13 protein-coding genes are annotated in these 13,791 nt (G+C 29.5%); 12 read left to right on the forward strand and 1 reads right to left on the reverse strand.

The window, feature by feature from the left end:
• Positions 1–312: 312 nt before the first annotated feature.
• The 3 genes from Q5O44_RS05115 to rho all read left to right on the forward strand — a co-directional run bounded on the left by Q5O44_RS05115 (position 313) and on the right by rho (position 4,179).
• Complete coding sequence (locus Q5O44_RS05115; protein ID WP_302637443.1) at positions 313–465, forward strand: hypothetical protein; 153 nt, start codon at positions 313–315, stop codon at positions 463–465.
• Positions 466–623: 158 nt separating this feature from the next.
• Positions 624–2,222, forward strand: a complete 1,599-nt coding sequence (locus tag Q5O44_RS05120) for a CTP synthase (RefSeq protein WP_022167318.1) — start codon at positions 624–626, stop codon at positions 2,220–2,222.
• A gap of 532 nt (positions 2,223–2,754) precedes the next feature.
• Positions 2,755–4,179, forward strand: a complete 1,425-nt coding sequence (gene rho, locus Q5O44_RS05125; protein WP_370545564.1) for a transcription termination factor Rho — start codon at positions 2,755–2,757, stop codon at positions 4,177–4,179.
• Positions 4,180–4,222: 43 nt separating this feature from the next.
• Here rho and rpmE read toward each other — a convergent pair whose 3' ends face one another.
• A complete protein-coding gene (rpmE, locus tag Q5O44_RS05130) occupies positions 4,223–4,429 on the reverse strand; it encodes a 50S ribosomal protein L31 (protein WP_022167320.1) in 207 nt (68 codons plus the stop codon).
• A gap of 212 nt (positions 4,430–4,641) precedes the next feature.
• Between rpmE and Q5O44_RS05135 the strand changes: the two genes are divergently transcribed.
• The 9 genes from Q5O44_RS05135 (at position 4,642) to Q5O44_RS05175 (ending at position 13,286) form a co-directional block, all read left to right on the forward strand.
• Positions 4,642–5,229 carry a thymidine kinase gene (locus Q5O44_RS05135; protein WP_022167321.1) on the forward strand — a complete coding sequence of 196 codons (588 nt, stop codon included), beginning with the start codon at positions 4,642–4,644 and terminating at the stop codon, positions 5,227–5,229.
• Between the two features lie 15 nt (positions 5,230–5,244).
• The gene (prmC, locus tag Q5O44_RS05140) at positions 5,245–6,999 is read left to right on the forward strand and encodes a peptide chain release factor N(5)-glutamine methyltransferase (protein ID WP_291662780.1); all 1,755 of its coding nucleotides are present in this window, start codon (positions 5,245–5,247) and stop codon (positions 6,997–6,999) included.
• A gap of 70 nt (positions 7,000–7,069) precedes the next feature.
• A complete protein-coding gene (gene prfA / locus Q5O44_RS05145; RefSeq protein ID WP_022167323.1) occupies positions 7,070–8,155 on the forward strand; it encodes a peptide chain release factor 1 in 1,086 nt (361 codons plus the stop codon).
• 53 nt (positions 8,156–8,208) lie between these two features.
• Positions 8,209–8,808 (forward strand): hypothetical protein, encoded by a 600-nt coding sequence (locus tag Q5O44_RS05150; protein WP_022167324.1) that lies wholly within the window; start codon positions 8,209–8,211, stop codon positions 8,806–8,808.
• A 6-nt stretch (positions 8,809–8,814) separates the two neighbouring features.
• On the forward strand, positions 8,815–9,864 hold the full coding sequence (locus Q5O44_RS05155) for an L-threonylcarbamoyladenylate synthase (RefSeq protein WP_022167325.1): 1,050 nt from the start codon (positions 8,815–8,817) through the stop codon (positions 9,862–9,864).
• An 80-nt stretch (positions 9,865–9,944) separates the two neighbouring features.
• Positions 9,945–10,394: a ribose 5-phosphate isomerase B gene (gene rpiB, locus Q5O44_RS05160; protein ID WP_022167326.1), complete on the forward strand. Its 450-nt coding sequence runs from the start codon at positions 9,945–9,947 to the stop codon at positions 10,392–10,394.
• Between the two features lie 36 nt (positions 10,395–10,430).
• Complete coding sequence (gene upp / locus Q5O44_RS05165) at positions 10,431–11,060, forward strand: uracil phosphoribosyltransferase (protein ID WP_022167327.1); 630 nt, start codon at positions 10,431–10,433, stop codon at positions 11,058–11,060.
• Between the two features lie 250 nt (positions 11,061–11,310).
• Positions 11,311–11,805: a dCMP deaminase family protein gene (locus Q5O44_RS05170; protein ID WP_022167328.1), complete on the forward strand. Its 495-nt coding sequence runs from the start codon at positions 11,311–11,313 to the stop codon at positions 11,803–11,805.
• A gap of 299 nt (positions 11,806–12,104) precedes the next feature.
• On the forward strand, positions 12,105–13,286 hold the full coding sequence (locus tag Q5O44_RS05175) for an acetyl-CoA C-acetyltransferase (protein WP_022167329.1): 1,182 nt from the start codon (positions 12,105–12,107) through the stop codon (positions 13,284–13,286).
• Positions 13,287–13,791: the final 505 nt, after the last annotated feature.

Genomic DNA, 13,791 nt, shown 5'->3' on the forward strand with positions numbered 1-13,791 from the left:
ATTGATGTATTTGTTCCCTTGAAAATGCTGATAGATACTGTGTTTTAGCGGATAATCAGATTTTTATTGTGTTTTTAAAAAAAAAATATAAGTAATTATTATTGGTATATTCTAAATAACTGCATAGTTATATATTTATGTGGAAATAATTATATAAAAAGGGGAAAGGAGTGAATATATATAGAAAAGTATCTTGTAATTCTTAAAATTATTGCTCAATTTTATGGAATTGATGATAAAGAAATGTACTTAATTATGAAAAGAAGAGAGTGTAAATACTTACTACTTTTGTTAATGAGGAAATTTAACTGTTTGGATAAAGAAATTATAAAGGAGCAACTGAAGTTAAAATCTGATAGAACAATAAATAATAATATAGCAAAAGCAGAAGAAAAACTGTTAATGAACAGGGAATTTAGGGACGATTTCTTTTGTTTAGAGGAAAGAATAGAAAAAAAAATTTAAAAAAGACAAAAAAACACTAGATAAAATATAACTAATGTGATATGATTTTATTTATGAATTAGGAATTACCACGCTTATGTAATTGGTGGGGTAATTTATATTATATCAAAGATAAAATCAAGTGTCAACATTAAATTTATAAATTAGGAGGAAAAATAATGGCTACTAAATATGTTTTTGTAACTGGTGGTGTTGCATCAGCTTTAGGAAAAGGAATAACAGCAGCATCATTAGGGAGATTATTAAAAAATAGAGGATTAAAGGTATCAATTCAAAAGTTTGATCCGTATTTAAACGTGGATCCAGGTACAATGAGCCCATATCAACATGGAGAAGTTTTTGTTACGGATGATGGTGCAGAGACAGATTTAGATTTAGGACATTATGAAAGATTCATCGATGAAAGCTTAAGCAAAAACAATAATGTTACAACAGGAAAGATATATGGAGATGTAATTGCTAAGGAGAGAAGAGGAGAATATCTTGGAGGAACAGTTCAAGTAATACCTCATATAACTAATGAAATAAAGGATAGAGTTTATGCAGTTAGTAAAGAAAAAGATGTTGATGTAGTTATAACTGAAATAGGAGGAACTGTAGGAGATATTGAATCCCTTCCATTTTTAGAATCAATTAGACAAGTGCAATATGAAGTAGGAAGAGATAATGTATGCTTTATTCATGTAACTTTAGTTCCTTATTTAGGAAAGGCTGGAGAGTTAAAGACTAAACCAACACAACACTCAGTAAAGGAATTAAGAAGCATTGGTATTCAGCCAGATATAATAGTATGTAGATCAGAAAAGCCATTAAATGAAGGATTAAGAAGCAAGATAGGTTTATTCTGTAATTTAGAAGCTAAAAATGTTATCCAGAACTTAGATGCAGAATCTTTATATGAAGTTCCATTAATGTTACATAGAGAAGGATTAGATAGGTTAGTTGTTGAAAAATTACAATTAGGATGCATAGATATCAATAATAATGAATGGATTGATATGGTTGATAGAATGAAAAATCTTAAGAAGGAAGTTACTATAGCTTTAGTAGGTAAATATGTAGAATTACATGATGCATATATTTCAGTAGTTGAAGCTTTAAATCATGGTGGACTTGCCAATGATGCAAATGTTAAGATAGAGTGGATAAATGCTGTAGATGTTACTGCTGAAAATGCTAAGAAAATATTCAAGAAAGTTGATGGTATCTTAGTTCCAGGTGGATTTGGTGATAGAGGAGTAGAAGGAAAGATTGAAGCAATCAAATATGCAAGGGAAAATAATATACCTTTCTTAGGAATATGCTTAGGAATGCAAACAGCGGTAATTGAATTTGCTAGAAATGTTTTAGGATATGAAGGAGCTAACAGTTCAGAAATAGATCCAGAAACAAAATATCCAGTAATAGATTTAATGAATGACCAAAAGTATATACAGGATTTAGGTGGTACTATGAGATTAGGAGCTTATCCATGTATATTAGATAGAGAATCTAAGTCATTTGAAGTTTATGGAGAAGAAAATATTTCTGAAAGACATAGACATAGATATGAATTTAATAATGAATTTAGACAACAAATAAGTGAAGCAGGGATGAAAATAGTAGGAACAAGTCCAGATGGAAGATTAGTTGAAATTGTAGAAATTCCAAATCATAAGTGGTTTGTGGCAGCTCAATTCCATCCAGAGTTGAAATCTAGACCAAATAGACCACATCCTTTATTTACAGGGTTAATAAAGGCTGCTTTAGAAAAATAATTATGGAAGCACTGTAATAGAAAATTGCAGTGTTTTTTTAACGCTTAGGAAATTATAAAATTTTTAGCATAGGGAATACTAATAAATTAGCCATTTCTTATATACAGTGTTACTAATGCGTTAAAAAGAAAATTATAGTGCCCAAAAAGAACCGTAAAAGAAAAATAAATTAATTAAATTTTTGTAAGGACTTATTTTTCTTTTAGAACCTTTTGGTTGGCTAACAAAAGTTGCTTTCTTCGCTGAAGCGTGGCGTCAGCCACTTTTGTACTATAATTATATGATAAAATAAGAAAAATTATTGTTATAATGTTATGGTGATTATATTTTAGTATAATAAATTAAAAAAAAGGATAATCTTATAATATAACTTTTTATTGAAATATGTATATTATTGATGGATAATTATATATGCGAATACTAATATTTTATTTCAATTCGTTTTTTCAAGTCTAAAAGTGCAATCTTAAATAAATCCCAAAAAAGAAAGTATTATGGAGGTATAAATTTGGCAACAGAAAACTATAATGAAATGACCTTAGTTAATTTAAAAGAAATAGCTAAGGAAAAAGGTATAAAAAATATTAGCAAATTAAAGAAAAGTGAATTAATTGAAGAGTTAGTTAAAATAACTCCTAATAAAATAGAAAAGAATGGGGTAATTTTAACAGAAAAAATTGCACCTAAGAATAGAAACATAGAAGCTAGTATACATATAGAGGAAAATGTAAATAATGAAGCTTATGTAAGCAATTCAAGAGATAGATATAACGTAACAGAAGAAGATAAGGAAGAAAAGAAAGAAAGATTAAAGGTTATGATTAATGAATCTAACTCTTCTAAAGGAGTTTTAGAGATTCAAGAAAATAATAGCTTTGGTTTTTTAAGATGTAATAATTATCTTACTGGAGAAAATGATATATATGTTTCACCTTCACAAATAAGAAGATTTAACTTAAGAACTGGCGATGAAGTTGAAGGAAAAGTAAGAGAAGCAAAAGATGGTGAAAAGTTTAAAGCACTATTATTTGTAGAAAAGGTAAATGGTGAATCACCAGATAAGGCCATAGGAAGAAAGAATTTTGAAAATTTGACTCCTATATATCCTAATGAAAGATTACATTTAGAAACTGATAATGGTAGGGATTTATCTTCAAGATTAATGGATTTTATGTGTCCAATAGGAAAAGGGCAAAGAGGAATAATAGTTGCACCACCTAAAGCTGGTAAAACTACTTTATTAAAAAGAATAGCACAAAATATTTCAAAGAATTATCCAGATATAAAGCTTATTGTCTTACTAATAGATGAGAGACCAGAAGAAGTTACAGATATGAAGAGATCTATTAATGGTGATGTAATTTATTCTACCTTTGATGAAGAACCACAAAATCATGCTAAAGTATCACAAATGGTCCTTGAAAGAGCTAAGAGAATGGTTGAACAAGGTAAAGATGTAGTTATACTTATGGATAGTATAACTAGACTTTCAAGAGCATATAACTTAACCATAACACCAACAGGAAGAACTTTATCAGGTGGACTTGATCCTGGAGCATTATTAATGCCAAAGAAATTCTTTGGAGCTGCAAGAAATGTAGAAGAAGGCGGAAGTTTAACAATATTAGCTACAGCTTTAGTGGAAACAGGTTCAAGAATGGATGATATGATTTTTGAAGAATTTAAAGGGACAGGAAATATGGAAGTCCATTTAGATAGAAGACTACAAGAAAGAAGAATCTTCCCAGCTATAGATATTTATAAGTCAGGCACTAGAAAAGAAGACTTATTATTATCAGATGAGGAAAAAGAAGTTGCTTTTGCTATAAGAAGAAATATGAATAGAGATGGAAACATTGAAAGTATTACTGAAACATTAATTAATATGTTATCAAAAACTAAAAATAATAAAGAATTTATGGAATTATTCATAAAAAATGAAGTTATGAAGAAATAAAAAAAGCGGGAAAGATATCTTTCCCGTTTTTTTAAAAACAATCTTATTTGTTAAGACCGAATTTTTTGTTAAATTTATCAACTCTACCGCCGATATCAACGATTTTTTGCTTACCAGTGAAGAATGGGTGGCATTTTGAACATATATCAATCTTTAATTCTGATTTAACTGAACCAGTTGTAAAAGTATTTCCACATGCACACTTAACCACTGCATCATGATGGTATTCTGGATGTATGCCTTCTCTCATCTTTTTCACCTCTTTCAATAAAAGTATATCATTAAAGTAAAATCTTCAACGACTTTAAAAAGTATAACACACAATTTGATAAGCAGTCAATAAAATTGCAGTAATAAAACATTAGGAGAACAAAGTGAATTATAGGAAATAAAAACATCTTTATTAAATAAGAGTTAAAATGATATAATCGGAATAGATATTACAGAAGAGGGAGATATATTATGAGTAAATTATATTTTAGATACGGAGCAATGAATTCAGGAAAGTCTACTCATTTGATGCAGGTAGCACATAATTATGAAGAAAGAGGCATGAGGGTTATTTTAATTAAGCCTTCAACTGACAAAAAAGGTGGAGATAAATTAGTTTCAAGATTAGGTGTAGAAAGAAAAGTAGATATACTTTGTGAAAAAAAGATGGACATCTACGAAGAAATAAAAAAATGGCAAGAAGTTAAATTCAAGATTGATTGCATATTAGTTGATGAAGTTCAATTTATGACTAAGGAGCAAGTAGATCAGTTATTTAAAATAGCTGTAGTTCTTGATATCCCAGTTATATGTTATGGATTAAGAACCGACTTTATGATGGAAGGTTTTGAAGGGAGTACAAGACTTTTATTATTAGCTCATAGTATAGAAGAAATGAAAACTATCTGTAAATGTGGCAGAAAGGCAATATTAAATGGTAGAAAGATAAATGATGAATTTGTTTTTGAAGGTGAACAGGTAGCTATAGATAATATTGATAATGTCCAATATGAATCTTTATGTGGACATTGTTACTTTAAATATAAAAATAATAAATAATGAAAGTGTGATGATATGAGAAAGTGTGATGTGGGAGGTCAGGCTGTAATTGAAGGTGTTATGATGCGAGGCTCAAAAGGAATAGCCACAGCAATAAGGACATCAAAAGGCAATATAAAGGTTAGTGTGAAAAAAACAGTTCCATTAACTAAAAAATATAAAATTTTATCATTGCCATTTATCAGAGGAATAACAGCCTTGTTAGATTCGTTAATTATTGGCATAAAGACATTAAACTATTCAGCATCGTTTTTTGAACAGGAAGAAGAGGAAAGTGCATTTGAAAAATGGATAAAAAATAAATTTGGTGAAAAATTAGCTGGTGATTTAATCATTACATTGACCATGATAATATCCTTTGCAGTTTCTATTGGAATATTTATAGGTATTCCAACTTCTATAGCTTCTATATTTAAGAACTTTGGCTTTTCTAGCATTATTTTAAATTTAATAGAAGCATCCATTAGAATTGCTATACTTATATTATATATGTTTCTTATAAGTAAGATGGAAGATATTTATAGAGTATTTCAATATCATGGTGCAGAGCATAAAACAATTTTTTGTTATGAAAATGAACAGCGACTTACTGTTGAAAATGTAAAAAAACAAAGTAGACTCCATCCTAGATGTGGAACAAATTTTATCTTCCTTACTATGTTTGTCAGTATATTATTATATACTTTTACAGGATGGGGAAATTTTATAGAACGTATAATAATAAGAATAGTATTATTGCCAGTGGTAGCTGGAATAAGCTATGAAATAATTAAATGGCTAGGAAGGTCAGAAAGTAAGTTTAGTAAGATAATTGCTTACCCAGGGCTTATGCTACAAAAACTAACAACAAAAGAGCCAGATGATATGCAAATAGAAGTTGCAATTAAATCATTGATGGCTGCAGAGGGGATAAAAGATATGAAGACTATTGGAGAACTTCTTATATATGGTAACCAGCAGTTAAAGGAAGCAGAAATTGATACTTATATCTTAGACTGCCAGTTATTATTAACAAAGGTATTAAATAAGGATAAAATATATCTAATATTAAATAAGGATGAAGAAGTAAGTAAGCTTAATGAAAATAAATTCAAACAGCTTATTAAAAAGAGAAAAGAAAAAATGCCTATGGCATATATACTAAAAGATGTTGAATTTATGGGATTAGATTTTTATGTAGAAGAGGGAGTCTTAATTCCAAGAGGAGATACAGAAGTCTTAGTTGAAGAAGTGTTAAAACATATAGGAGAAAATGATGATACAAGCATATGTGATTTATGTTGTGGAAGCGGCGCTATTGGCATATCATTAGCAGCCTTAAGAAATAATATAAAAGTAGATTTAGTTGATCTTTATCCTATACCTGAAAAAGTAACTAAGAAAAATATAGCAAAACATAATCTAGAAGAAAGAACAGAATTTATTAAAAGTGATTTATTGAATAAAATTATAGAAGATGGCAAGAAATATGATATATTAGTATCTAATCCTCCATATATAGCTGACGAAGTAATCAATGATTTGATGGAAGATGTAAGAGATTATGAACCTCATACAGCATTAGCAGGTGGGGAAGAAGGAATGGATTTCTATAATATAATAGTTTCAGAGAGCCATAATGTATTAAAGAAAAATGGTATACTTGCCTTTGAAATAGGATATGATCAAGGTGAGAAAGTTAAGGTCTTAATGGAAGAAAAGGGTTTTAAGAATGTTAAAGTTATTCAAGATTTAGCAGGATTAGACAGGGTAGTAATAGGAAATTTCTAAAATCTTGATATAATTAGATTAAATATGATATAATATTTCAATATGAAAAAAAACAGTACGGAGTGATACTATGTTATTAGATAAATTAGCATTTACAGAAAATAAATATGAAGAGCTTTCAGTAAAAATATCAGATCCTTCTATAATGGCTAACCAAAAAGAATGGAGAAAGCTTTGTAAAGAACATGCTGACTTAGAGATAATCGTTACAGCATACAGAGAATACAAAAAGGTTTTAGAAGACCTTGAAGCAAATAAGGAAATGTTAGAAGAAGAATCAGATAAAGAAATGAGAGAAATGTTATCTGAAGAAATTTCTATGTTAAAAGAACAAGAAGCAGAATTAGAAAATAAAATACAAATATTATTATTACCAAAAGATCCAAATGATGATAAGAACGTATTTGTTGAAATCAGAGGTGGAGCTGGTGGAGATGAAGCAGCTCTATTTGCAGCTAATCTATTCAGAATGTATACAAGATATGCTGAAAACAATAGATGGTCAGTAGAACTTATGAGTTCAAATGAAAATGACCTTGGTGGATTTAAAGAAGTTGTTTTCATGATAAAAGGTTCTGGTGCATACTCTAAATTGAAGTATGAAAGTGGAGTGCATAGAGTTCAAAGAGTTCCTGATACAGAAAGTTCAGGAAGAATTCATACATCAACAGCTACAGTAGCAGTACTTCCAGAAGTTGATGATGTTGATATAGAAATCCATGAAAAAGACTTAAGAATTGACGTTTATAGATCATCTGGTAACGGTGGACAATGCGTTAATACTACAGATTCAGCAGTAAGAATTACTCACTTACCTACAGGAACAGTAGTAGCTTGCCAAGATGAAAAGTCACAGCTTAAGAATAAAGAAAAAGCTATGAAAGTTTTAAGAGCTAGATTATATGAAGTTGCAGAAGCAGAAAGATTAGCTGGAATAGCTGAAGATAGAAAGAGCCAAGTAGGAACAGGGGATAGAAGTGAAAGAATAAGAACTTACAACTATCCACAAGGAAGAGTAACAGATCACAGAATTGGATTAACATTATATAAATTAGATTCATTCTTAAATGGAGATATAGATGAAGTAATCAATGCTTTAATTACTGCAGATCAAGCAGAAAAAATGAAAGCAATGGGAAATACTGATTCAATGTAATTAAAAAAGCCTTGCATTAATTTGTAAGGCTTTTTCAATAAGTAAAAAGAACCATGGAAATAAATAGAGCTTTAAAAAGAATAAGAAAAAAAGAAAATATATTTTTTATTATAATGGGTATCTTGGCTGTATTAATACCAACTTTGGCTTATTTAGCAAATTTAAAAAATACATTTATCTATGTATATATAATGATTATTGAAATTTTAATTTTAATAGCAATATTGTCAAGGATAAACACATGCACCTTGAAATTTAAATATTATAATAGCAGGTTTAAAATAAGGCAAGGATTATTTTTAAGAGAAAGCATAATACTTTGTGAAAATGTAGCTATAGTACATACAAGTAAAGAGCGAGAAGATGTTGAAATAATTATTGTAACATCAAGTAAATTTAGAAATAAGAAAGCTAGGCCTGTAACAAAAGGATTTTTAAAAAAATATCCTGAAGTTGAGCGTGAATACAAAAGATTAAAAAAAATTAATGAAGAACAAACTTATTATTTTCAAATAATACGAAATGGTAGTTTAAGAAAGTACATTTTTTTAGAAAACATATATACTACTTGTGTTAAATCAGCATATACTCCAGCTGCGATAGAAAGTATAAAGATAGCTAGAGGGCAAATTAATTTTAATGAAAGAGGGTAAAGGCTAATGAAAACAAAAGTAGCCATAATTAAAAATTTAAATGAAGATAAAGATTTTATTAATGAAGCAGGAAACATAATAAAATCAGGTGGAACAGTAGCTTTTCCAACAGAAACAGTTTATGGACTAGGAGCTGATGCATTAAATGGAGAAGCAGTAAAGAAAATATTTTTAGCAAAGGGTAGACCTCAGGATAATCCTCTTATTATCCATGTATCCTCTAAAAAAATTGAAAAGTTTGTTAAGGATGTACCGCCTGTGGCTGAAAAATTAATGGATAAGTTCTGGCCAGGTCCAATGACCATAATATTAAATAAGAAAGATATAGTACCAGATGAAACAAGTGCAGGGCTTTCTACAATAGGTGTAAGAATGCCTAATTCAGAAATAGCACTAAAGCTTATAGAAGCAGCTGGAGTACCTATAGCAGCACCATCAGCAAATATATCTGGTAGACCTAGTCCTACAGATGTGGAAAGATGTATAGAAGATTTAGATGGAAAGATTGATTATATTTTAGGTGGAGAAAGAAGCGATATAGGTGTAGAATCTACCATAGTTGATTGTACAGTAAACCCTCCAATGGTACTTAGACCAGGTGGAATTACTCTGGAAATGTTAAGAACTGTAGATGAAAATATAGTTATTGATGAAGCATTGAAGAAAAAACCATCAGCAGATTTAAAGCCAAAGGCACCAGGAATGAAGTATAGGCATTATGCACCAAAAGCAAAATTGAAAATTATTAGTGGAAAAAATGAAAAAACTGTTGAAAAAATGTGCAAAATGTTAGAAAATTATATTAAAAATAATAGTAAAGTAGCAATTATTACTACAGATGAAAATATAGATAGATTTAAAAATTGCGAAGTTTTATCATTAGGAAGAAAATATGATTTAAATGAAATAGCAAAAAATCTTTTTGAAACTTTAAGAAAATGTGATGATTTAGGTGTAGAATATATTTTATGTCAAGGGTTTGAAGAAGATGGAGTTGGGCTTGCAATTATGAATAGGCTTAATAAAGCTGCAGGTTATGACATTATTAAAGTATAATAAGGGGAGGGTGGGTTACCATTCTCCTTTTTTTATAAAAATTTAACTTGAGAGTATATCTATTAAAGGAGGAGCAGAGTATGAAGATAGCTTTAGGCTGTGACCATGGCGGTTTGAATTTAAAAAATGAAATTTTAAATTATTTAAAAGAAGAAGGTATGGAAGTTAAAGATTTTGGAACTTATACAGAAGAAGCTTGTGATTATGCAGATATTTCATTACCAGTTGCTGAAGCAGTAGCTGCTAAGGAATTTGATTTCGGTATATTAATATGTGGTACAGGAATTGGTATAGGAATAGCAGCAAACAAAGTTCCAGGAATAAGAGCAGCCTTATGTTCAGATACTTTTAGTGCACATGCTACTAGAGAACATAATGATGCCAATATATTAACAATGGGAGAAAGAGTAGTAGGGAAAGGCCTTGCTATAGATATAGTAAAAACGTTCCTAAGTGCAGAATTCCAAGGTGGAAGACATGCTACAAGAATTGCTAAAATAACAGACATAGAAAAAAAATATAGTAAATAATAATTATTAAGATTATTTTTTATTTGGAGGTAACATATGAGTAAAGTAACACAAATTAATCATCCTTTAATATTACACAAATTAGCGTTTATCAGAAGTAAAGATACAGGTTCTAAGTATTTTAGAGAACTAGTAGAAGAAGTATCTATGTTAATGGCTTATGAAGCAACTAGGGATTTAAGTACAGAGGAAGTTGAAATAGAAACACCTATTTGTACAACAAAATGTCAAATGTTAGCAGGTAAGAAATTAGCTGTAGTACCTATATTAAGAGCTGGGCTTGGAATGGTTGACGGTATATTAAACTTAGTACCTGCAGCAAAAGTAGGTCATATAGGATTATACAGAGACGAAGAAACTCTTCAACCAGTAGAATATTTCTGTAAGCTTCCACAAGATATAGCAGAAAGAGATGTTTTTGTAGTTGATCCAATGTTAGCAACTGGAGGATCAGCAGCAGATGCTATAACTTTATTAAAGCAAAGGGGAGCAAAGAAAATTAGATTAATGTGTTTAATCTCTTCTCCAAATGGAATTGAGTTAGTGCAAGAGCAACATCCAGATGTAGATATCTATGTTGCTGCCATAGATGAAAAGTTAAATGAAAAAGGATATATTGTTCCAGGTCTTGGAGACGCTGGAGACAGACTGTTCGGAACTAAATAAAAAACGAAGCTTAGGCTTCGTTTTTTATAACTTGTAAGCAAGTTATAAAATTATGAATTATGAATTGTGGAATAAACTCCTTAAGGGAGTTTAGAAATATTTTTTAGAAACTCTTTGAGTTTCATCCTTAATTCATCATTCAGCACTCATCATTCATCATTAACACCTAGTTTTTCTGTAAAGTTTTTTAACTTTATAGAAAAACTAGGTGTTAAGTAGTATAATTTAAAAAAACAAAGGAGGGTATAGGATGAAAAGACAAGAATACTTATCGTGGGATGATTATTTTATGGCTGTTGCACTTTTATCGGGGAAAAGAAGTAAAGATCCAAGTACTCAAGTTGGTGCATGTATAGTAAATAAAAATAATATAATAGAAAGCATAGGATACAATGGTTTTCCTAAAGGATGTTCTGACGATGAATTTCCATGGGAAAGAGAAGGTGACACTTTAAATACAAAATATGCATATGTAGTTCATGGAGAATTAAATGCAATATTAAATTGTAAAGGTAAAGACTTAACTGGATGTAGAATATATGTAGGATTATTCCCATGCAATGAATGTGCGAAAGCCATAATACAATCAGGAATAAAAGAAGTTGTATATTTAAGTGATAAATATGCTGATACAGATATAGTAAAGGCATCAAAAAGAATGTTAAATGCTGCAGGAGTTAAATTAACTCAATTAGAACCAGAACATTTTAAAATTGAATTATCATTAGATAAATCATTAATATAATTATGTTTATAGATAATAGTATTATATAAACTTATAAATAAATAGATTAAAGGGATAGTTAAAATTTAGTTTATGTTATTTACAGGTTTAAATAGTACTATTTTGTTTTATTTATAGAAAAGAATAAAAAATATCCTTTAAAATACAGAAATTTTTTAAAAAACACAAATAGTATAAAATGCAGGCAATTAGAAAATATTTTAAAAAATGGTTGAATATGGAAAATGCAAGAGGTATAATTGAATTGTTAAATGTTTAACATTTATTGCATTAAAGTGTAAATTTTGGAGGGTAAATTTATGAGAGAAGTTGTAATAGCAAGTGCTGTAAGAACAGCTATAGGAACTTTTGGAGGAGCATTAAAAGATGTTCCAGCTGCAGACTTAGGAGCAATAGTAATTAAAGAAGCTGTAAATAGAGCTGGTATAAAGCCAGAATTAGTTAATGAAGTTGTAATGGGAAATGTTATACAAGCTGGTTTAGGACAAAATGTTGCAAGACAAGCTGCCGTAAAAGCTGGTCTTCCAATAGAAATTCCAGCAATGACTTTAAATATGGTATGTGGATCAGGACTTAGAAGTGTTGCTTTAGCAGCTCAAATGATTAAAGCAGGGGACTGTGATGTAGTAGTAGCTGGTGGTATGGAAAATATGTCAAGAGCACCATATGCATTAGAAACTACTAGATGGGGTCAAAGAATGGGTGATGGAAAGCTTGTTGACACTATGATAAAAGATGCATTAAGTGACGCATTCAATAATTATCATATGGGTGTAACTGCTGAAAATATAGTAAAGGAATGGGGATTAACTAGAGAAGAATTAGATGAATTCTCACTTAATTCTCAATTAAAGGCTGAAAAGGCTATTAAAGAAGGAAAATTCAAAGATGAAATAGTTCCAGTTATGGTTCCACAAAGAAAAGGTGAACCTAAAGTTTTTGATACTGATGAAGGACCAAGATTTGGTTCAACTATGGAAGGTTTAGCAAGATTAAAGCCATGTTTCATTAAGGATGGAAAAGTTACTGCAGGTAATTCATCAGGAATTAATGATGGAGCAGCAGCTTTCGTAGTAATGAGTGCAGAAAAAGCAACTGAACTTGGAGTTACTCCTTTAGCTACAATAGTATCTTATGGACATAAAGGATTAGATCCAGCAATAATGGGATATGGACCATTCCATGCAACAAAAGCAGCTATGGAAAATGCAAACCTAACTGTGGAAGATATGGATCTTATTGAAGCAAATGAAGCATTTGCAGCTCAAAGTATTGCTGTTGCAAAAGATTTACACTTTGATATGTCAAAAGTAAATGTAAATGGAGGAGCTGTTGCATTAGGACATCCAGTTGGAGCATCTGGTGCAAGAATATTGGTAACTTTATTACATGAAATGCAAAGAAGAGATGCTAAGAAGGGATTAGCAACACTTTGTATAGGTGGCGGTATGGGAACTGCCATGATAGTTGAAAGAAAATAACACACAATTCATTATGTTTAGTATAAAAATGAGGAGTATTCAGTGGTGGATACTTCTTATTTTTTGGATTAAAGCAAGTGTAATAAAGCTATATAAGAAGTTAATGGTCATTATAAATAATTTTTATATAAATAATTTACAAAATAAAATGAATAATTTTAATTTAAATTATTCATAATATGTTTACAATATAATATAAAATACCTTATACAAATAAGAGAAAAGCAGTAAATACTAAAAAAACACTTGGAAAATTAATAAAATGCAAATATGAAAATGATATCATAATTAATATATTAGAATTAAATAAAAGAAAATTCTGACAATTGCATAAAGTGAAAATATCCTTCAATTTTTATATGAAAAACGGTGGAAAATGTAGATTAAGTAAGAAAAATTAATTAAATAACCGATTTTTTTAATGGGAAATGAATAAATGATATTAAATTGGCAAATATGAGGTTTTAATAAATTATTTAACGGGAATATAATACAAAGAGTTACT

The organism is Clostridium sp. CAG:221 (assembly GCA_000435835.1).
Taxonomy (GTDB): domain Bacteria; phylum Bacillota; class Clostridia; order Clostridiales; family Clostridiaceae; genus Clostridium.